At 71.8% G+C, this 21,040-nt stretch carries 17 protein-coding genes; 12 read left to right on the forward strand and 5 right to left on the reverse strand.

Features of this window, described 5'->3' with window-relative positions; genetic code table 11:
• Nucleotides 1-486, reverse strand: a complete 486-nt coding sequence (locus tag ACWDRW_RS14140) for a cation:proton antiporter regulatory subunit (RefSeq protein WP_451723027.1) — start codon at nt 484-486, stop codon at nt 1-3.
• Nucleotides 487-651: 165 nt separating this feature from the next.
• Between ACWDRW_RS14140 and ACWDRW_RS14145 the strand changes: the two genes are divergently transcribed.
• From ACWDRW_RS14145 to ACWDRW_RS14165, 5 genes are all read left to right on the forward strand, one after another.
• Complete coding sequence (locus ACWDRW_RS14145) at nt 652-1,587, forward strand: HAMP domain-containing sensor histidine kinase (protein WP_451723028.1); 936 nt, start codon at nt 652-654, stop codon at nt 1,585-1,587.
• Nucleotides 1,584-2,228, forward strand: coding sequence for a response regulator (locus ACWDRW_RS14150; RefSeq protein ID WP_451723030.1), 645 nt, complete (start codon nt 1,584-1,586; stop codon nt 2,226-2,228). Before ACWDRW_RS14145 ends, ACWDRW_RS14150 begins: the two co-directional genes overlap by 4 nt.
• Before the next feature lie 49 nt (nt 2,229-2,277).
• Complete coding sequence (locus ACWDRW_RS14155; RefSeq protein WP_451723032.1) at nt 2,278-4,152, forward strand: glycoside hydrolase family 5 protein; 1,875 nt, start codon at nt 2,278-2,280, stop codon at nt 4,150-4,152.
• Between the two features lie 150 nt (nt 4,153-4,302).
• Nucleotides 4,303-5,820 (forward strand): tRNA (N6-isopentenyl adenosine(37)-C2)-methylthiotransferase MiaB, encoded by a 1,518-nt coding sequence (gene miaB / locus ACWDRW_RS14160; RefSeq protein WP_451723034.1) that lies wholly within the window; start codon nt 4,303-4,305, stop codon nt 5,818-5,820.
• A gap of 32 nt (nt 5,821-5,852) precedes the next feature.
• Nucleotides 5,853-6,566, forward strand: coding sequence for a class III extradiol dioxygenase subunit B-like domain-containing protein (locus ACWDRW_RS14165; RefSeq protein ID WP_451723035.1), 714 nt, complete (start codon nt 5,853-5,855; stop codon nt 6,564-6,566).
• A gap of 149 nt (nt 6,567-6,715) precedes the next feature.
• On the opposite strand, the gene ACWDRW_RS14170 is transcribed toward ACWDRW_RS14165, so the two are convergent.
• Complete coding sequence (locus ACWDRW_RS14170; RefSeq protein WP_451723036.1) at nt 6,716-7,018, reverse strand: antitoxin; 303 nt, start codon at nt 7,016-7,018, stop codon at nt 6,716-6,718.
• 24 nt (nt 7,019-7,042) lie between these two features.
• Nucleotides 7,043-7,354: a hypothetical protein gene (locus ACWDRW_RS14175; RefSeq protein ID WP_451723037.1), complete on the reverse strand. Its 312-nt coding sequence runs from the start codon at nt 7,352-7,354 to the stop codon at nt 7,043-7,045.
• A gap of 183 nt (nt 7,355-7,537) precedes the next feature.
• Between ACWDRW_RS14175 and miaA the strand changes: the two genes are divergently transcribed.
• The 6 genes from miaA (at nt 7,538) to hflX (ending at nt 15,971) form a co-directional block, all read left to right on the forward strand.
• Nucleotides 7,538-8,476 carry a tRNA (adenosine(37)-N6)-dimethylallyltransferase MiaA gene (gene miaA, locus ACWDRW_RS14180; RefSeq protein ID WP_451723038.1) on the forward strand — a complete coding sequence of 313 codons (939 nt, stop codon included), beginning with the start codon at nt 7,538-7,540 and terminating at the stop codon, nt 8,474-8,476.
• 108 nt (nt 8,477-8,584) lie between these two features.
• Nucleotides 8,585-9,088 carry a hypothetical protein gene (locus ACWDRW_RS14185; protein ID WP_451723183.1) on the forward strand — a complete coding sequence of 168 codons (504 nt, stop codon included), beginning with the start codon at nt 8,585-8,587 and terminating at the stop codon, nt 9,086-9,088.
• A gap of 53 nt (nt 9,089-9,141) precedes the next feature.
• Nucleotides 9,142-10,011 carry a diaminopimelate epimerase gene (gene dapF / locus ACWDRW_RS14190; RefSeq protein ID WP_451723040.1) on the forward strand — a complete coding sequence of 290 codons (870 nt, stop codon included), beginning with the start codon at nt 9,142-9,144 and terminating at the stop codon, nt 10,009-10,011.
• Nucleotides 10,012-10,563: 552 nt separating this feature from the next.
• The gene (locus ACWDRW_RS14195) at nt 10,564-12,696 is read left to right on the forward strand and encodes a RelA/SpoT family protein (RefSeq protein WP_451723041.1); all 2,133 of its coding nucleotides are present in this window, start codon (nt 10,564-10,566) and stop codon (nt 12,694-12,696) included.
• Between the two features lie 108 nt (nt 12,697-12,804).
• Nucleotides 12,805-14,313, forward strand: coding sequence for a M1 family metallopeptidase (locus ACWDRW_RS14200; RefSeq protein ID WP_451723043.1), 1,509 nt, complete (start codon nt 12,805-12,807; stop codon nt 14,311-14,313).
• 158 nt (nt 14,314-14,471) lie between these two features.
• On the forward strand, nt 14,472-15,971 hold the full coding sequence (gene hflX, locus ACWDRW_RS14205) for a GTPase HflX (protein WP_451723044.1): 1,500 nt from the start codon (nt 14,472-14,474) through the stop codon (nt 15,969-15,971).
• 97 nt (nt 15,972-16,068) lie between these two features.
• Here the strand turns inward: hflX and ACWDRW_RS14210 are convergent, their stop codons facing one another.
• Together ACWDRW_RS14210 and ACWDRW_RS14215 are read right to left on the reverse strand one after the other, a co-directional pair.
• Nucleotides 16,069-17,235 (reverse strand): trypsin-like serine peptidase, encoded by a 1,167-nt coding sequence (locus tag ACWDRW_RS14210; RefSeq protein WP_451723045.1) that lies wholly within the window; start codon nt 17,233-17,235, stop codon nt 16,069-16,071.
• A 162-nt stretch (nt 17,236-17,397) separates the two neighbouring features.
• Complete coding sequence (locus tag ACWDRW_RS14215; RefSeq protein ID WP_451723047.1) at nt 17,398-18,621, reverse strand: trypsin-like serine peptidase; 1,224 nt, start codon at nt 18,619-18,621, stop codon at nt 17,398-17,400.
• An 832-nt stretch (nt 18,622-19,453) separates the two neighbouring features.
• Between ACWDRW_RS14215 and ACWDRW_RS14220 the strand changes: the two genes are divergently transcribed.
• Nucleotides 19,454-20,995 (forward strand): diaminobutyrate--2-oxoglutarate transaminase family protein, encoded by a 1,542-nt coding sequence (locus ACWDRW_RS14220; protein WP_451723184.1) that lies wholly within the window; start codon nt 19,454-19,456, stop codon nt 20,993-20,995.
• Nucleotides 20,996-21,040: the final 45 nt, after the last annotated feature.

Raw genomic sequence — 21,040 nt, forward strand, 5'->3', positions numbered from 1 at the left:
TCACTCCCGCCCGAGTATCGCCGCGGCGGCGTCCACGCCCTCGCGGGTGCCGATGACGATCAGGGTGTCACCGCCGACCAGACGGAAGTCCGGTGCCGGGGAGGGGATGGCCTCGGCCCGGCGCAGCACGGCGACGACGGAGGCGCCGGTCTCGGTGCGCATCCGGGTGTCGCCCAGCAGCCGTCCGTTCCAGCGGGAGGTCGCGGCCACCTCGATCCGCTCGGCGACCAGGCCCAGGTCGGTGGTGTAGAGCAGGCTCGCGCTGTGGTGGGACGGCTTGAGCGCGTCGATCAGCGAGTCCGCCTCGGGCCCGGTCAGCCGCAGGGACTGCAGGCACGAGTCGGGATCGTCCGCCCGGTACACGTTCACCGTGCGGCCCCCGTCGCGGTGCGCCACCACGGACAGATGGCGGTGTTCCCGGGTCACGAGGTCGTACTGGACCCCGATGCCGGGCAGCGGTGTGGCCCTCAGGCGCGGTGCGGACACGGTTCTCTCCCCTTGCTCTTCGTGATCTTGACCGACGCTCGGCATGCTGCCAGCTCCCCGTACGGTGGCGATATGGGTGATGGCACGGATATACGCGACGGCGCTCGAGCGGCGAGGCTGGTGACGGCCGTGCCGCGGCGGAACGAAAGGAGTCGGAACGCGCCCGTGTCCCTGTTCTGGCGGATCTTCTCGCTCAACGCGGCGGGCCTGGTGGTGGCCGCCGCGCTGCTGCTGGGGCCGGTCACCGTGTCGACGCCGATCCTGCCCGTCGAGGCCCTGGTGGTCGTCGTGGGCCTCGCGCTGCTGCTGGTCGGCAACGCGCTCGTGCTGCGCCTCGGCCTCGCCCCGCTGCACCGGCTGGGCCGGGCCATGGCCGACGCGGACCTGCTGCGCCCCGGAGCGCGCGCGGAGGTCGCCGGTCCGGCGGAGGCGGCCGAGCTGATCACGACGTACAACACGATGCTCGACCGGCTGCAGAGCGAGCGGGCCGCCGGGGCCGCCCGGGCGCTGTCCGCGCAGGAAAGGGAGCGCCACCGGATCGCACGCGAGCTGCACGACGAGGTCGGCCAGACCCTGACCGCCGTACTGCTCCAGCTCAAGCGGGTCGCCGACCGCGCGCCCGACGACCTGCGCGAGGAGGTGGGCCAGGCCCAGGAGGCCACCCGCGCCGGACTCGACGAGATCCGGCGCATCGCCCGCCGGCTGCGTCCCGGCGTCCTGGAGGAGCTGGGCCTGGTCAGCGCACTGCGCTCGCTCGCCACCGAGTTCACCGCGCACGGCCTGACCGTCCGCCATCAGTTCCCCGCCGCCCTGCCCCCGCTCACCGAGGAGTCCGAACTCGTGCTCTACCGGGTCGCCCAGGAGGGCCTGACCAACACCGCCCGGCACTCCGGCGCCGACCGCGCGGACATCGTGCTCCGGAACCTCGGCGAGCACGGCGTGGAACTCGTCGTCCGCGACAACGGCAAGGGCATCGGCGACTGCCCGGAGGGCGCCGGACTGCGCGGGATGCGGGAGCGGGCGCTGCTGATCGGGGCGGAGCTGTCCGTCGTGCCCGGCGTCGGCGGGGGCACGGAGATACGGCTGGGGGTGCCGGGATGATCCGGGTGCTCCTCGCCGACGACCACACGCTCGTCCGCCGTGGCGTACGGCTGATCCTCGACGGCGAGCCGGACCTGGAGGTCGTAGCGGAGGCCGCCGACGGCGCCGAGGCGGTGGCGGCGGCCCGGTCCACCGAGGTGGATCTGGCGGTGCTGGACATCGCCATGCCGCGGATGACCGGCCTCCAGGCGGCCAGGGAGCTCTCCCGGCGGCTGCCGGAGCTGCGGATCCTGATCCTCACCATGTACGACAACGAGCAGTACTTCTTCGAGGCGCTGAAGGCGGGCGCGGGCGGCTATGTGCTCAAGTCCGTCGCCGACCGCGATCTGGTCGAGGCCTGCCGGTCGGCCGTTCGGGACGAGCCGTTCATCTATCCCGGCGCCGAACGGGCGCTGGTGCGCTCGTACCTGGAGCGGCTGCACGGTGGCGGGCGGCTCCCGGAGCGGCCGGTGACCGAGCGCGAGGAGGAGATCCTGAAACTGGTCGCCGAGGGGCACACCTCGAAGGAGATCGGCGAACTGCTCTTCATCAGCGCGAAGACGGTCGAGCGGCACCGGGCCAACCTGCTGCAGAAGCTGGGGGTGCGGGACCGGCTGGAACTGACGCGGTACGCCATCCGGGCGGGGCTCATCGAGCCTTGACAGCGCGGGTATGGACGGGCGGCGGGCACGGCGTCATCATGACGCTGTCATGACAATACGGATGCGCTTCCTCAGGGCGGCCCTGGTCGCCGTACTCCTCCTGGTGCCTCTGACGTCGGTGCCGTCCCAGGCCGCTGCGCAGGAGGACTGGACGGGCCCGCTCAGCACCCGGGGCCGCTGGATCGTCGACGCGGGCGGCGACCGCTTCAAGCTGCGCTCGGGCAACTGGCACGGCGCCAGCGGCACCTGGAACGGCTCGGGGAGCACCGAGGAGGACGCCAACCATCACGCGGGCGAGAACTCGGGGCGGATCCCGCTCGGCCTGGACCGCGCGCCCATGGCCGAGATCATCGCCGGTTTCGAGGAGATCGGGATCAACAGCGTCCGGCTGCCCTTCTCCAACGAGATGGTCCACGACCCCCGGCCCGTCACGGACGACGCCGTCGCCGCCAACCCGTCCCTGCGCGGGAGCACCCCGCTCCAGGTGTACGACGCGGTGGTCCGCGAACTCACCGCCGCCGGGCTCGCCGTCATCCTCAACAACCACACCAACACCACCCGCTGGTGCTGCGGCGTCGACGGCAACGAGCGCTGGAACACGAGCCAGTCCGCGGCGGTCTGGGAGAGCGACTGGCTGTTCATGGCGAGCCGCTACAAGGACAACAAGCGCGTTGTCGGCGCCGACCTCTACAACGAGGTCCGCCGGAACATCTGGGACGACCCCAACTGGGGTTGGGGCAACGACCACGACTGGTTCGCGGCCTCGCAGCGGGTCGCCGACCGGCTGCTGCTGGAGGCCAACCCGGACCTCCTGATCATCGTCGAGGGCATCAACTGGACCGGTATCCCGATCGACGGCTTCGCCCACGAGCGCCCCACCCTGGAGCCGGTACGCCGCCTGTCCCACACCCTCGTCGACTCCGGCAAGCTCGTGTACTCCGCCCACTTCTACGACTACACGGGCCCGAACCACTCGGGAGCCACCGGAACCGGCGAGACCACCGACCCGCGCTACCGCGACCTCAGCCCCACCGAACTGATCTCGGTCCTGAACCGCCAGGCGTTCTACGTCGCCGCCGAACCGGACCAGCACTTCACCGCCCCCGTCTGGATCAGCGAGTTCGGCGTCGGGGGCCGCGAGGAGACCGGCACCAGGCAGCGCGCCTGGTTCGAGAACTTCGTCGACCACCTCGTCCGCACCGACGCGGACTTCGCGTACTGGCCGCTCGTCGGCTGGCACGAGAACCGCACGGGCAACGGCTGGGCGCTGCTCCACTGGGACGCGGCGGGCAACCGCATGGGTGTGTACGACGGCGACGACTGGCGGGCCGGGGCCTGGAGCCGGCTCGTCGGGGCGCCGGGCCGGACCGGTCCGGTGGCCCGGGTGGCCGACTGGTCCCAGCTCAGTCCCGACCACGGCGACTTCATCGCCTCCCGAAGGATGCGGGGCCTGGCCGACTGGAACTCCGGTGCCCGCAAGGCGGTCTGCCCGGACGGACAGCGACTGCTGGGTCTGAGCCACACCGGGAACCGGGGGCTGTGCTCGGACGCCGGGCTCACGTGGCAGCCGAGCGGCCACGAGGTGGTCGTCGACGAGCGGCACGTCCGGCAGGACTGGGCCTCCGGCTACACCAAGCTCCAGTGCCCCGACGGCTCTCTCCTCACCGGCTACAGCGTGCGGGGCTCGGCCGTCTCGGCGGCGCTGTGCGCGCCCGCCCCGGTCGGCTCCGGCGGCGGCCGCACGGTCTGGTTCGACCGGGGCGACAACCGGGGGTCCGCGCCCAAGGGCGGTGACTTCGCGTACGGGCACTACAAGGGGCAGTGCGCCGAGGACGAGTACGCGGCCGGGATCGCGTACACGGGCCGGGTGGGCTCGGGTCGAACCCCGGACGCGCTGTACTGCCGGCCCGTCGCACGGCAGTGAGGACCATGACGGGGGCACCGCCGCTCTCGTCGGCCGGGGGTGTCCCGGGCAACGGGTCGGGAGGAGCCGGGAGCGCTCATCGGCGAGCCTCCGGAGCGCGGAGAACCGGCGGCGGGAGGGGCGCTCCCGGCGCGCCCTTACCCTTGTTCCATGAGCAGCATCGACCGGAGCCACGCCGTGGACGTCAAGCGAACGTATGAGGTGCGCACCTACGGGTGCCAGATGAACGTCCACGACTCCGAGCGATTGTCCGGGCTGCTGGAGGACGCCGGTTACGTCCGCGCCCCCGAGGGTGCCGACGGCGACGCCGACGTCGTCGTCTTCAACACCTGCGCCGTCCGCGAGAACGCCGACAACCGGCTCTACGGCAACCTCGGGCGGCTCGCGCCCAGGAAGGCCTCGCGGCCCGGGATGCAGATCGCGGTGGGCGGCTGTCTGGCGCAGAAGGACCGCGACACCATCGTGAAGAAGGCGCCGTGGGTGGACGTCGTCTTCGGCACGCACAACATCGGCAAGCTGCCGGTCCTGCTGGAGCGCGCCCGCGTGCAGGAGGAGGCGCAGGTCGAGATCGCCGAGTCCCTGGAGGCGTTCCCGTCCACGCTGCCGACCCGGCGCGAGAGCGCGTACGCCGCGTGGGTCTCCATCTCCGTCGGCTGCAACAACACCTGCACCTTCTGCATCGTCCCGGCGCTGCGCGGCAAGGAGAAGGACCGCCGGACCGGCGACATCCTCGCCGAGATCGAGGCGCTGGTCGGCGAGGGCGTCTCCGAGATCACGCTGCTCGGTCAGAACGTCAACGCGTACGGCTCCGACATCGGCGACCGCGAGGCGTTCAGCAAGCTGCTGCGGGCCTGCGGGACCATCGAGGGCCTGGAGCGCGTCCGCTTCACCTCCCCGCACCCGCGCGACTTCACGGACGACGTGATCGCGGCGATGGCGGAGACCCCCAACGTGATGCCGCAGCTGCACATGCCGTTGCAGTCCGGCTCGGACACGGTCCTGAAGGCGATGCGCCGCTCGTACCGGCAGGAGCGTTACCTCGGGATCATCGAGAAGGTCCGCGCCGCCATCCCGCACGCGGCCATCACGACCGACATCATCGTGGGCTTCCCCGGCGAGACCGAGGAGGACTTCGAGCAGACGCTGCACGTCGTGCGCGAGGCCCGGTTCGCGCAGGCCTTCACCTTCCAGTACTCCAAGCGGCCCGGGACCCCGGCCGCGACCATGGAGGACCAGATCCCCAAGGAGGTCGTCCAGGCGCGGTACGAGCGTCTCGTCGCCCTTCAGGAGGAGATCTCCTGGGAGGAGAACAAGAAGCAGGTCGGCCGCACCCTGGAGCTGATGGTCGCCGAGGGCGAGGGCCGCAAGGACGGCGCCACCCACCGCCTCTCCGGCCGCGCCCCCGACAACCGCCTGGTCCACTTCACCAAGCCGGACCAGGAGGTCCGCCCCGGCGACGTGGTCACCGTCGAGATCACCTACGCGGCCCCGCACCACCTCCTCGCCGAGGGCGCCGTCCTGGACGTGCGCCGCACCCGCGCGGGCGACGCCTGGGAGAAGCGCAACGCCGCCGAGGTCGCGAAGCCGGCGGGCGTCATGCTGGGCCTGCCGCAGATCGGCGTTCCCGAGCCGCTGCCGGTGGCCACCGGGGGCTGCGCCCTCGACTGAGGTGCGGGGTCACGCGGGTTACCCTGCCGATCATGCTTGTCGCTGCCGCCGTCTGCCCCTGTCCGCCCCTGCTCGTTCCCGAGGTCGCCGCGGGCGCCGCGCCCGAACTGGATGAGGCGCGCGCCGCGTGCGTGGACGCGCTCGGCGTGCTCGCCGCGTCGCGGCCCGACCGGCTGGTGGTCGTCGGGCCCGGCGGGGTGGGGGAGCACGGGGTGTATCCGGAAGGGGCGCGCGGCTCCTTCCGGGGGTTCGGCGTCGACGCCGACGTACGACTGGGCACGGAGAAGGCGGCGGAGTCCGAGCGGGAGCTGCCGCCCTCGCTGGCGGTCGCTGCCTGGCTGCTGGAGCGGACCGGATGGGCCGATGCCCCGGTCGAGGGACTCGGGGTGGGGGAACCTCTGGGCGCCGAGCGGTGTATCGAGACGGGACGGGGGATCGCCGCGGGGCCGGAGCGGACGGCGATGCTGGTGATGGGCGACGCCAGCGCCTGTCGCACGCTGAAGGCACCGGGCTATCTCGACGAGCGCGCCGAGCCCTTCGACGCGGCCGTCGCGCGGGCGCTGGGCACGGTGGACCTCGCCGCGCTCACGGCACTGGACACCGAGCTGGCCCGGGAGTTGAAGGCCTCCGGCCGGGCGCCCTGGCAGGTCCTCGCGGGGGCCGCGGAAGGCGCCGGCCTGGCCGGGACGCTGCTGCACGAGAGCGCGCCGTACGGCGTGGGGTATCTGGTCGCGACCTGGTCCTAGTTCTTCCGGTTCGGGTTTCAGGGCCGTGGTCTGAGTCTGCTCCGTGGTCTGGCGCTGGTCCGGGTCCGGTCCGTGTTCCGGGCGGTCCCTGAGAACGGCGGACGGCCGGGAGCGTGGACGCTCCGCGGCCGTCCGCCGGTGTGCCGTGTTCAGGACGCCGGAGGCGGGCCGCTCGGCGGGGTGGGTCCGGCGCCGGGGCCGGTTCCGCCCGGGCCCATACCGCCCGTTCCCGTGCCGCCCTCGTCCTTGTGCGCGAGTCGGTCCATGGCGCCCTTGGCCTTGCCTGTGCCCGTCTGGATCTTGTCGCTGTACTTGCCCTTGGTCTTCTCGTCGACCACCTTGGCGGCCCGGTCCAGACCGTGCTGGATCTTGCCGCCGTGCTGCTGGGCGAGGTCGGACACCTTGCCCTTGGCAGGGCTGAGCTTGGCCTTCAAATCGTGCAGGAGACCCATCATTCACCTTCCCACGCGGGATCGTCAGGTGCGGGCGCCGTCGCCGGCCTCTCGATCGGCCGCCTCGTCGGCGGACTGCTGCTTGGGGATCTCGACGCCCTCGGGGTCGGCGCTTTCGGAGTCGGCGCGCCGGGAGTCGGGGCCCTCGGTGTCGACGGCCTCCGTCGTCGTCGCCCCGTCCGGAGCCGCGCCATCGGTCCCGGTCTCGGTCTCGGTCTTGGCCTCGGCCTCGTTCGAGCCCTTCGCCTCCGTGGCCGTCGCCCCAGTGACCTCTTCCGCCTGAGCCGCCTCTTCTGTCGCCTTCGACCTCCGGAGAAGCCGTGCCAAAACGCCCATATCAACTCCATACGTTACTCGTGCGGGCGAAATCCCGCGTCGTCCGGTGCGTCCGTTTGCGTCGCCCGGATCGCCGCCTCTCGACATGCGGCAGCGCGTATCTCGCAACTGGCAACGACATCGGTCCCGCGCCGTCACGTAACTCGTTCGAGGCCACCCTCCGGGGTTTGCGAGACTGGGGCGGTGAGCAGCACACCCTCCCCTCCCCGCGTCATCGCCGTCGTCGGTCCTACAGCGGCCGGAAAGTCCGATCTGGGCGTCTTCCTGGCCCAGCGGCTCGGCGGCGAGGTCGTCAACGCCGACTCCATGCAGCTCTACCGAGGGATGGACATCGGCACCGCCAAGCTGACGACCGAGGAGCGGGCCGGCGTCCCGCACCACCTGCTGGACATCTGGGACGTCACCGTCACCGCCTCCGTCGCCGAGTACCAGCGCCTCGCGCGCGAGCGGATCGACGCGCTGCTCGCCGAGGGGCGCTGGCCCGTCCTGGTCGGCGGCTCCGGCCTGTACGTGCGTGGCGCCGTCGACAACCTGGAGTTCCCCGGCACCGACCCGGAGGTCCGCGCCCGGCTCGAGGACGAGCTCACGCTGCGCGGCTCGGGCGCGCTGCACGCCCGGCTGGCCGCCGCCGACCCCGACGCGGCGCACGCGATCCTGCCCAGCAACGGCCGCCGTATCGTCCGCGCCCTCGAGGTGATCGAGATCACCGGCCAGCCCTTCACGGCCAACCTGCCGGGCCACGACTCGGTCTACGACACCGTGCAGATCGGCGTCGACGTCGCCCGCCCCGAACTCGACGAGCGCATCGCCCGCCGCGTCGACCGGATGTGGGACGCGGGGCTCGTCGACGAGGTGCGCGCGCTGGAGGCGCAGGGGTTGCGCGAGGGGCGTACGGCCTCGCGCGCGCTCGGCTACCAGCAGGTGCTCGCGGCGCTCGCCGGGGAGTGCACCATGGACGAGGCCCGCGCCGAGACCGTACGTGCCACCAAACGCTTCGCGCGCCGCCAGGATTCATGGTTCAGACGCGATCCGCGGGTGCACTGGCTGAGTGGGGCTGCGGCGGATCTCACAGAACTTCCGCACCTCGCACTGGCGTTGGTCGAACGACCGGTTACAGCCTGATCACGTCATGGCATCGGGACGCTCCGGCCGTCATCCCGGCCTCCGGCGCCGTGCCATCATCGAGCTTCGATCGACCAAGTGGAGTCCGAGTTGGGAGGGCGCGTGGCGATGGAGGCCGGCCCTCGCGACACCGCACAAGGCACCGAGCCCGTCACCGGTGAACGGGGCGGGGCGGAGCACGACGGTGCCCGGCTGAGCCCGGACGGGCCCGACGAGACCCCGGACGGCGTGACCGAGGACGGTCCCGAGCCCGAGGAGATGTTCGCGGGCGGTCCCGAGGTCGAGGTCGAGCTGCGCCCGCAGCGCCGACTGCGCATCTGGCAGCTCGCGCCCATCGTGTCGCTGGCCGCGGTCGGCTCCCTGATGTTCGCCTTCCCCCTCGCCTTCGACTTCGGCGACAGCGGCGCGGTGATCGCCATGCTGGGCCTGCTGATCTGCTCGTGCGCCGCGGGCTGGGGAATGATGGCGGCGCGCCGCGTGGGTTACACGTGGCCGGGCCTGCCCCCGCGGGGATCGGGCAAGCGGCCCGACTGGCGGGTGGTGATCGCGTACGTGCTGGTGGTGGCCCTGGTGGTCGTGCTGGCGGTGTGGCGCGTGGCCAGACTGCGCTGACCGCGCTTCGGGCGCGGCGCTGTCGGTGGGGCACCGCACCGTACGATCGGTGTATGAGCACGCGGATCGCCTTCCTCAAGGGTCACGGCACCGAGAACGACTTCGTGATCGTCCCGGACCCCGAGAACGCCCTCGACCTGCCCCCGGCCGCCGTCGCCGCGCTGTGCGACCGGCGCGCGGGCATCGGCGGGGACGGTCTGCTGCACGTGGTGCGCTCCGCCGCCCATCCCGAGGCCAAGGACATGGCGGCCGAGGCGGAGTGGTTCATGGACTACCGCAACGGCGACGGCTCGGTCGCGGAGATGTGCGGCAACGGCGTCCGCGTCTTCGCCCGCTACCTCCAGCGCGCCGGACACGTCACCGCGGGGGACCTCGCGGTCGCCACGCGCGGGGGCGTGAAGCGCGTCCGCGTCGACGAGGACGGCGACGTGACCGTCGGCATGGGCAAGGCGCTGCTTCCCGAAGGCGACGTCACGGTCAGTGTCGGTGAGCGGAGCTGGCCCGCGCGCAACGTGAACATGGGCAACCCGCACGCGGTGGCTTTCGTGGCGGACCTCGCGCACGCGGGTGACCTGTACGCGCCGCCGCCGTTCAGCCCGGCCTCCGCCTACCCGGACGGGGTCAACGTGGAGTTCGTGGTGGACCGCGGCCCGCACCACGTCGCCCTGCGGGTGCACGAGCGCGGCTCCGGCGAGACCCGCTCCTGCGGCACGGGCGCGTGCGCCGTCGCCGTGGCCGCGGCGCGCCGGGACGGCGCCGACCCGACGATCACCGGTACGCCCACGACGTACACCGTCGACGTCCCCGGCGGCACGCTGGTGATCACCGAGCGGCCCGACGGAGAGATCGAGATGACCGGACCCGCGGTGATCGTCGCCGAGGGCGAGATCGACGCGGACTGGCTGGCGACCCTGGCCCGGTGACCGCTGACCGCTGACCGCTGGCCAAGCGCGGCACCGGGCGCTGAACCGCTGACCACGCGCCCGCCGGGCTCTGACCGCTGGCCAAGCGCGCCGCCGGGCTCTGAACCGCTGACCACGCGCGGCACCGGGCTCTGACCGCTGGCCAAGCGCGCCGCCGGGCTCTGACCGCTGGCCAAGCGCGCCGCCGGACGCTGGGCCTCTGAGCGCCGCCGACCGCTCCCCGGTGGCCGCCGACCGCCGCCGACCGCTGAGCCGGGCAACGACTTGATATCGGTGTGCCGGGTGCCCGGTCTGCGGAGGCCCGTCCTCCGCGGCCACCCGGTCGAGGATCGAATCCCAGGTCGGCCGCAGGTCGCACGGTTCGAAACCGTAAACCTGCGAACCTTCGCTCGAATGGGTGATCCGTTTCACGCTCGGCGAGAGGCGGTCAGCCGCGCGTGATGGGCTCGGTAGCATCAAGCACCGGCCCGGACGGGGGATGCGTTGCCACCCCCTGTGCCGTGTCCGCCATTGGGGCACCCCGTCCGCCGGTCCACGCAGCCGGAGGTGCCCATGAGTGCGGAGGCCACGAACCCCGCGACGCCAGGTCCGGTAGCCGGGCCCGCCGCGCGCTGGCGGGCCCGGATCGACCTGCGGCGTCTGGGCCGTGCCGCGCTGCTCGGCCCGGCCGCCCGCGACCGGCTGCCGGACGCCATCGGCCATGTCGCCGAGGCCCACCGCGCCCATCACCCCGACGCCGACCTCGAACCGCTGCGCCGCGCCTATGTGCTGGCCGAGTCCTCGCACCGCGGCCAGATGCGCAAGAGCGGCGAGCCGTACATCACGCACCCGCTCGCCGTGACCCTCATCCTCGCCGAACTCGGCGCCGAGACCACGACGTTGACCGCCTCCCTGCTCCACGACACCGTCGAGGACACCGAGGTGACGCTCGATCAGGTCGGCGAGCAGTTCGGCGCCGAGGTCCGCTATCTCGTCGACGGCGTAACGAAGTTGGAGAAGGTCGACTACGGCGCCGCCGCCGAGCCGGAGACCTTCCGCAAGATGCTCGTCGCCACCGGCAACGACGTCCGCGTGATGTCGATCAAACTCGCCGACCGGCTGCACAACATGCGCACCCTCGGCGTGATGCGCCCCGAGAAACAGGCCCGCATCGCCAAGGTCACCCGGGACGTCCTCATCCCGCTCGCCGAACGGCTGGGTGTGCAGGCGCTCAAGACCGAGCTGGAGGACCTGGTCTTCGCGATCCTGCACCCCGAGGAGTACGAGCACACGCGGGAGTTGATCGTCGACAACGCCTCCCGTGCGGACGATCCGCTCGCCGAGGTCGCCGACGAGATGCGCTCGGTCCTCAGGGACGCCGACATCCAGGCCGAAGTCCTCATCCGGCCGCGGCACTTCGTCTCCGTGCACCGGGTGGCCCGCAAGCGCGGCCGGCTGCGCGGCGCCGACTTCGGGCGGCTGCTGGTGCTGGTCGGCGAGGACGCGGACTGCTACGGCGTCCTCGGCGAACTGCACACCTGTATGACGCCGGTGGTCTCGGAGTTCAAGGACTTCATCGCCGTACCGAAGTTCAACCTCTACCAGTCGCTGCACACCGCGGTGGCGCGCGCGGACGGGCAGGTCGTCGAGGTCCTCATCCGCACCCACCAGATGCACAAGGTGGCGGAGGCCGGGGTGGTCGCGCTCAGCAATCCCTACGCCCCCTCGTCCGACGAGCCCGTCGACGGCGAGCGCGCCGACCCCACCCGCCCGGGCTGGCTCTCCCGGCTCCTGGACTGGCAGGAAGCGGCACCCGACCCCGACACCTTCTGGTCCACCCTGCGCGAGGACCTCGCCCAGGACCGTGAGATCACCGTCTTCCGGCCCGACGGCGGCACGCTCGGCCTGCCCGAGGGGGCGACCTGTGTGGACGCGGCCTACGCGCAGTACGGCGAGGACGCGCACGCCTGCATCGGAGCGCGGGTGAACGGCCGTCTCGCGACCCTGAGCACGGTGCTGCGGGACGGCGACACGGTCCAGCTCCTCATGGGCCAGGACCCGGCCTCCGAGCCCTCCAGGGAGTGGCTGGAGCACGCTCACACCCCCGCGGCCCGGATCGCCATCCAGCGCTGGCTGGCCTCCCACCCCTCGCCGGAGGACGGCGGCGAGGACCGCCGCGCCGTGGAGGGGGCGACGACCCCTCGCCCCACGACGGAGGCGCTGTCCACGGAGGGTTCCCCGACCGCCCGCCCGGCGGCCAACGTCGTCGCCGAGCAGCCGGACGCGACGGTACGGCTCGCGGGCTGCTGCACGCCGGTGCCGCCCGACGAGATCACCGGGTTCTCGGTGCGCGGGGGAGCGGTCACCGTGCACCGCGTGCAGTGCGCGGCGGTGGCCCGTATGAAGAACACGGGCCGGCCGGAGGTCGGGGTGCGCTGGGGTGACACGACGGAAGTCCGGGTGACCCTGGTAGCCGAATCGTTCGTCCGCCCGCACCTCCTGGCGGACCTCACCGAGGCGATGGCCCAGGAGGGCGCGGAGATCGTCTCGGCGACGGTGGAGCCCCCCACCCAGCAACGCGTCCGCCACACCTACACCGTCCAACTCCCGGAGGCGGGCCACCTCCCCGCCCTGATGCGGGCGATGCGGAACGTGGCGGGGGTGTACGACGTGAGCAGGACCCAGACGCAGCCGGGGCTGTCGTAGGGCCCCAGTACCTGGGACGGGCAGCGTCGCCGACGCGCGACTACCCGTTCGGGTGGGCCGGTCGCGCGTCTCCGCTGTCTCGCGTGTCGCCGCTGGTAGCGGTGGTCCATGCCGCACACCCCCCGCCCTCACCGCCGCAAGGCCGCCGCCCTGCTCGCCTCCGCCGTGTCCGTCTGCCTCCTCGCCGCGAGCGCACCCGCCGAGCCCCGGGGCCTCGGTGACCGCCTCTTCCCCCACCTGGGCAACCCCGGCTACGACGTCGCCTCGTACGACCTCTCCTTCACCTATCCGGGCAGCAACAGCAAGCCTCTCCAGGCGGTCACCACCATCGACGCCTGGACGACGGAACCGCTCGACCGGGTCAACCTCGACTTCAGCCACGGCGAGGTCCACTCCGTGGAGCTGGACGGCGAACCGGCCGCCTTCACCACCGCGGGAGAGGACCTGGTCGTCACCCCCGAGGACCCCCTCCCCAGTGGCAGCTGGCTGCGGATCACCGTGCGGCACACCAGCGACCCGATGCCCGCGAAGAACCGTGACGGCGGCTGGGTGCGCACCGCGGACGGACTCGCCATGGCCAACCAGGCCGACGCCGCCCACCTGGTCTTCCCCGGCAACGACCACCCCTCGGACAAGGCGATGTTCACCATCCGGGTGACCGCCCCGAACGGCTACACCGCCGTGGCCAACGGCATCCCCACCGACGTGGACCGTTCCCGCGCGGCGACGACCTGGACGTACCGCACCCAACACCCCATGGCCACCGAGCTGGCCCAGGTGTCCGTCGGCCGCTCCACGGTCGTCCGCCGGACGGGACCGCACGGCCTGCCCGTCCGGGACGTCGTCCCCACCAAGGACCGCGAGCGCCTGGAGCCGTGGCTGGCCAGGACGCCGGACCAGATCTCCTGGATGGAGGGCAAGGTCGGCCGCTACCCCTTCGAGACGTACGGCGTGCTCATGGCGGACGTGGACACCGGCTTCGAACTGGAGACCCAGACCCTCTCCCTCTTCGAGCTGGACCTGTTCACCGAGCCCGCCTACCCGGCCTGGTACGTGGAATCGATCATGGTGCACGAGCTGGCGCACCAGTGGTTCGGCGACAGCGTCAGCCCTCGCACCTGGTCCGACCTGTGGCTCAACGAGGGCCACGCCACCTGGTACGAGGCCCTGTACGCGGAGGAGAAGGCCGACCGTCCCCTCCAGGCCCGGATGAAGGCCGCGTACGGTGCCTCCGACCGCTGGCGCGCCGCCGGCGGACCCCCGGCCGCGCCCAAGGTGCCCAGCCCCGGCCAGAAGATCGGCATCTTCCGCCCGAACGTCTACGACGGCGCCGCGCTGATCCTCTACGCCCTCCGCCAGGAGATCGGTCGCCCGGCGTTCGAGCGTCTGGAGCGGGCCTGGGTCGCCCGCCACAAGGACGGCGTCGCCACCACCGACGACTTCGTGGCGCTCGCCTCGGAGATGTCGGGGCGCGACCTGAGCGGCTTCCTGCACCCGTGGCTGTACGGCGAGAAGACCCCGCCGATGCCCGGCCACCCGGACTGGGAATCGGTGATCCCCGCGAAGGCCCCCACGAAGATCCCCGCAAAGGCTCCCGCGAAGATCCCCGCGAAATAAGGCGATGACGAGACGTCCCGTGCCGTGCGACCATCTTCAGGTCGGCGGCGCCCGGTACGGGACCCGGAGCCCCAGCGGTTCCGCGGGAATCTCCCGGGGCATTCGTACGTTGTGCACAATGACCGCCGTAACGGAATCCTCAACGACGTAAGGACCCAATGACCTCCTCTTCTTCCCCTTCCCAGGACACACAGCGCAAGCGTCTGGCGCACGATCACCCCGACGGTCTTCGGGCCGATGCCCTGATGGAAGAGGACGTCGCCTGGAGCCACGAGATCGACGGAGAGCGGGACGGCGACCAGTTCGACCGCTCCGAGCGCGCGGCTCTGCGCCGCGTCGCGGGCCTCTCCACCGAACTCGAGGACGTCACCGAGGTCGAGTACCGCCAGCTCCGTCTGGAGCGGGTCGTGCTCGTCGGTGTCTGGACCTCTGGGACCGTGCAGGACGCGGAGAACTCCCTCGCCGAGCTGGCCGCCCTCGCCGAGACGGCGGGCGCGCTCGTGCTCGACGGTGTGATCCAGCGCCGCGACAAGCCCGACGCGGCCACCTTCATCGGCTCCGGCAAGGCCCTGGAGCTGCGCGACATCGTGCTGGAGAGCGGTGCCGACACCGTGATCTGCGACGGCGAGCTTAGCCCCGGCCAGTTGATCGCCCTCGAGGACGTCGTCAAGGTCAAGGTCATCGACCGTACGGCCCTGATCCTCGACATCTTCGCCCAGCACGCCAAGTCCCGGGAGGGCAAGGCGCAGGTCGCGCTCGCGCAGATGCAGTACATGCTGCCAAGGCTGCGCGGCTGGGGTCAGTCGCTGTCCCGTCAGATGGGCGGCGGCAAGGGTGGCGGCCTGGCCACCCGTGGTCCCGGTGAGACCAAGATCGAGACGGACCGGCGCCGGATCCGCGAGAAGATGGCGAAGATGCGCCGGGAGATCGCGGACATGAAGACCGGCCGCGAGATCAAGCGCCAGGAGCGCAAGCGCCACAAGGTGCCCTCGGTCGCCATCGCGGGCTACACCAACGCCGGTAAGTCCTCCCTGCTCAACCGCCTCACGGGCGCGGGTGTGCTGGTCGAGAACGCCCTGTTCGCGACCCTGGACCCGACCGTGCGCCGCGCGGAGACCCCGAGCGGCCGGCTGTACACGCTGGCGGACACCGTCGGCTTCGTCCGGCACCTGCCGCACCACCTGGTCGAGGCGTTCCGCTCCACGATGGAGGAGGTCGGCGAGTCCGACCTGATCCTGCACGTGGTCGACGGTTCGCACCCGAACCCGGAGGAGCAGCTGGCGGCCGTGCGCGAGGTGATCAGGGACGTCGGCGCCATCGACGTACCCGAGATCGTCGTGATCAACAAGGCCGACGCGGCCGACCCGCTGACGCTCCAGCGGCTGCTGCGGATCGAGAAGCGTGCCATCGCCGTCTCGGCCCGCACCGGCCGGGGCATCCCGGAACTGCTCGCGCTGATCGACAACGAGCTGCCGAGGCCGTCGGTCGAGATCGAGGCGCTGGTGCCGTACACCCACGGCAAGCTCGTCGCCCGTGCGCACGACGAGGGTGAGGTGATCTCCGCGGAGCACACCCCGGAGGGCACCCTGCTCAAGGCGCGGGTGCATGAGGAGCTGGCCGCGGAGCTGGCGCCGTACGTGCCGACTCCGGCGGCCTGAGTACGCGGAAGGCCCGCTCCCCGTGTGTGGGGAGCGGGCCTTCTTTCATGCGCGGGGCCTCGACACGGGCCCTCATCCGCGGGCCTTCCAGGTGCGGTCACCGGCCGCCGTACGTCTTGCTCATGTTCTGGTAGAGCGCCTCGGCGCCCTCGCCGAGCTGCGGTCCGGCCAGCCAGGTGTTGTCCTCCGGGCCGATGGAGGTGTTGGAGACCAGCTTGGTCTCGCCGTCCACCACCCGGAACCAGCCGCCGCCGGACGAGCCGCCGGTCATCGTGCAGCCGATGCGGTACATCGTCGGCAGGGTCGGGCTGAGCGAGAACCGGCCCGGCTGGTCGAGGCACTTGAACATCTTCAGACCGTTGTACGGCGGCGCCGCCGGGTAGCCCCAGGCGCCCATCGTGCCGGACTCGGTCGCGGACGGCGCGGAGAAGTCGACGTCCAGTGCGGCACCGACCGTCTCCTCCAGTGACTTACCGCCCTGCTCCGGCTGCACGTGCAGCACCGAGTAGTCGTACGCGGCACCCGCGCCGCCCGTGGCCGAGCCGCCCTGGATCCACTCGTTCGAGGTGGAGGCCCAGTCCGCCCACCAGTTGCCATAGGGGGCGATCTCGGTGGCGTTCGCGCCGGTCAGCTCTGCCTCGGACTTGCCGAGGTCGTTGTAGGCCGGGACGAAGGCGATGTTGCGGTACCAGCCGCCGTCACCACCGGCGTGCACGCAGTGCCCGGCCGTCCACACCAGGTTGGACTTGCCCGGGTGGTTGACGTCCTTGATCACCGTGCCGGAGCACACGGCCGCGCCCTCGGGGGTGTCGAAGAAGACCTTCCCGACGGGGGCCGCGTTCTTGTGGTACGGCGTCTTCTCGGCCACGGCCTCGACGGGTGCCGGCTCCGGGTCGCTGACGCCCTGGTCGGCGGAGGCGTCCTTCACCGAGACCGTCTTGTCGGCCTCCTTCGCGGACCGCATCCGGTCGGGCTCCCACAGGCCCTCGATCACCGGGTTGACGAAGTCCTTGGCCTCACTGAGCCACTTGTCCTTGTCCCAGTCCTGCCAGCCGCCGTCCTTCCACTTGTCCACGTCGATGCCGTGGTCCTTGAGCTTGTCGGCGATGCCCTGGGGCACCTCGACCTTGCCCTGGTCGGTCGCCTGGGAGGCGCTCGGCTTGTCGCTCGCCTGATCGTCGCCGGAACCGCTGCACGCGGTGGCGGTCAGTGCCACGGCCGCGAGAAGCGCGGTGGCGGCGAGACGGGTACGTGTGGAACGCATGGTGCGGTGACCCCCGTAGAACTGCTGTGATGATTGATCCGGGCGTGCCTCTGGCACGCGACACCCCACTATGCCCGGGGAGTTGAGGGCGAACGGCGGCGGGACCGTGAAGGTTTTCCGGTCCCGCCGCGGCGGTTGCCTATCGGACCCCCGGGCGGGCGATCACTGCCCCGCGAACTTCCCGCTGACCTCGTCGAAAATGCCCTTGGCCTCCTTGCCGAGCCGCGGCCCGGCCAGCCAGCCCGACTCCACCGGGCCGATGGAGGTGTTGGAGACCAGCGCGGGCTTGCCGTCGGAGCCGGTGGCGACCCAGCCGCCGCCGGACGAACCGCCGGTCATCGTGCAGCCGATGCGGTACATCGTGGGGTCGGTCTTGTTCAGCGACAGCCGACCCGGCTTGTCCTGGCACTGGTACAGCTTCTGCCCGTCGAACGGCGGGGCCGCCGGGTAGCCGGTCGCGGTGATGCTGTCGACCTGCGGCACGGCGGGCGCGTTGAAGTCCACCGGCAGCGCCGAACCGGCCATCTCCTCCAGCGACTTGCCGCCGCTGCCCTCCTCCGGCGTCACATGGATGACGGCGAAGTCGTAGCCGGCGCCGTCACCGCCGGTCGCACCGCCCTGCTCGATCCACTGATCCGAGGTCTGCACCCAGTCGCCCCACCAGACACCGTAGGGAGCGATCTCCTCCCGGGCGGCGCCCTCCAGGGCGGCCGTCTCCATGGCGGAGTCGTTGTACGACGGCACGAACGCGATGTTCCGGTACCAGCCGCCCTTCTTGCCCGCGTGCACGCAGTGGCCCGCGGTCCACACCAGGTTGGACTTACCGGGGTTGGCCGGGTCCGCCACGACCGTCGCCGAGCAGACCATCGTGCCCTCGGGCGCGTCGAAGAACACCTTGCCGGCCGTCGGCGCGCTGTCGTGGTACGAGGCCGGCACGGCCTGCGCCTCCACCGGCGCCGGAGTCGGATCCGTCACGCCCTGGTCACCGGAGAGGTCGCTCTCCTCGACACCCTGGTCGGGCTCCTCGGCCTCACGCATCCGGTCCGGGTCCCACAGGTCCTCGATGATCGGGTTGACGAAGTCCTCGGCCTCGCGCAGCCAGTCGTCCTTGTCCCAGTCCTTCCAGGCGCCGTCCTTCCACTTGTCGATGTCGATCCCGTGGTCCTTGAGCCGGTCCTTGATGTCGTCCGGGATCGAGATCTTGTCGTCGCCCGCCGCGGCCGTCGCGGACGATCCGCCGCCACCGGCCTCGGCGCCGCCCGAGTCACAGGCGGTCGCGGTGAGCGCGAGAACCGCGGCCAGGGCGACGGCGGCCGGCAAGGGGGAGGTGCTGCGCCGCGCGCCCCTCCCTCGGCGAGCGGTGGACGACGGCCGTATCGATCGCATGATCTGACTCCCCCTGAGGTGAACGAACTCGGCGGCACTGCCGCGCTTCCGCGTCGCGCACGGCGACGACCGGTGACGGCACCACACACTATGCGCTCGCTGCGGGGGACTTCCGCCGGAACGGCAACGGTTTCGCTACAGGCTGCTGACCTGGACAACCTCCGTGGCAGATGGGTTGCGGTGCGGTCGGAGCCGGTTGCGGACGGGAGTGTTTCGGGAGGGTCGGAAGGGGTCCGGGAGCGGAGGGCAACTGGAGGCGGGCGGATGACAGTTGGCGCGGCGGGCTGCGGTTGCGGCTCGGACGGGGCGGGGACGGAGGCGGGGATGGGGGTGGATCAAGGCTGTGGCGGCCGGGGCCTGACGCGTCCGCTTCGCGACGGCGAGGGCACCTGGGTCCGTCGCGGACATCGGGCCGAAGCTCCCGTCCTGGTAAGGATCTTGACGCAACCCGTAACCGAGTGAGCGTTGAGCGGTTGGTAGCGGTGGGGGTTCTGCTGTCCGAGCGCGCCCCCGTGCCCATTTCCCCGGAGCTTCGAGTGAAGGCTCGCGGGGGTGCGTATGTCGGGACGGGCGAGGACACACGTGACCTGCTCGCCCCTGGACGGCGGGAGGACGGGGAGCGGTGGCTGTGACCGAGTCTGCGCATGGAGGGCCGGCCAGGGCGCTGGGGGTGCGTGAGGCAGGAGAAACAGACAGGGAAAAGGCTGGAGCGCCTGCGCCTGTGCCAGCGCCGGGGGCGGGTGAAGCGGACGGACGCGAGTCGGGCGGGCGCGACTCGGGCGGATGCAATTCGGGTGGGCGCGAGTCGGGTGGGCGGCGGCAGCGCGAGGGGCTGGGCGAGCGCTCCTCCTGGCACGAGGGCATCCTGAGGCGGCAATCGGCGCGCGAATCGGCGGCGCGGACTTACGCGCGCGCCCTGCCGATCGTCCCCGTACGGGCACGCGGGATGACGATCGAGGGTGCGGACGGGCGGCGGTACCTGGACTGCCTCTCCGGAGCCGGGACTTTGGCGCTCGGCCACAACCACCCGGTAGTCCTGGAAGCCATCCGCAAGGTCCTCGACTCCGGCGCCCCTTTGCACGTCCTCGACCTGGCGACCCCGGTCAAGGACGCCTTCACCACCGAACTGTTCCGCACGCTTCCACCCGGACTCGCCGACCACGCCCGCGTGCAGTTCTGCGGGCCCGCCGGAACGGATGCCGTCGAGGCCGCCTTCAAGCTCGTCCGCACCGCCACCGGCCGTGACGGGATGCTCGCCTTCACCGGTGCCTACCACGGGATGACCGCGGGCGCCCTCGAAGCCTCCGGCAACGCCTTCGACGTGCGCGTCGCCCGCCTGCCCTACCCCCAGGACTACCGCTGCCCGTTCGGCGTCGGTGGCGAACACGGCGCCGAACTCGCCGCCCGCTGGACGGAATCCGTCCTCGACGACCCCAAGTCGGGGGTACCCATCCCCGCCGGCATGATCCTCGAGCCCGTGCAGGGCGAGGGCGGAGTGATCCCCGCGCCCGACCCCTGGCTGCGCGGCATGCGCTGCCTCACCGCCGACCGTTCCATCCCGCTGATCGTCGACGAGGTCCAGACCGGCGTCGGACGCACCGGCGCCTTCTGGGCGGTGGAGCACAGTGGGGTCACACCCGACGTGATGGTGCTCTCGAAGGCCATCGGCGGCAGCCTCCCGCTGGCCGTCGTCGTCTACCACGAGGACCTCGACGTCTGGCAACCCGGCGCTCATGCGGGCACCTTCCGAGGCAACCAACTCGCCATGGCGGCCGGCACGGCGACCCTCGCTTACGTCCGAGAGAACGCCCTCGCCGAACGCGCCCACCACCTGGGCGCCCGCATGCTCTCCGAACTCGACGGACTCGTTGCCGAGTTCGCCTGCATCGGCGACGTCCGGGGCAGGGGCCTGATGATCGGCGTGGAAGTGGTGGACCCCGGCGAAACGCAAGGGCACCCGCCCCAGGCACCGGACGCGCTCCAAGCCCCGGAAGCGGGGCGAGCACCAGCCGCGGTCCGGGCTCCGGAGGTGATTTGGGCCCCGGAGGGGAGCGGGGCCGCGGAGACGATCCGGGGAGCGGAGGCGATCCAGGACCCTCTTGCGCACCCAGACCCGGAACCGAGCCAGTCCCCGCTGCGATCGCGTGCCGCTCGCCACCCCCGCCCGCCTGCCCCCGAACTCGCCGCCGCCGTCCAGCGGGAGTGCCTGAGACGAGGACTGATCGTCGAACTCGGAGGACGCCACAACAGTGTCGTACGGCTCCTGCCACCGCTGACGATCAGCGACGAGCAGGCGGCCGCCGTACTGGACCGTCTGACCGACGCCGTGCACGTGGTCGCGCACGCTCACACCGAACCCAGGCCTCACCACTGACACCTTCCTCTCCACCAGAACCACCTCTCCAGGAACAGAGCAGAC

The organism is Streptomyces sp. NPDC003635 (genome assembly GCF_053587635.1).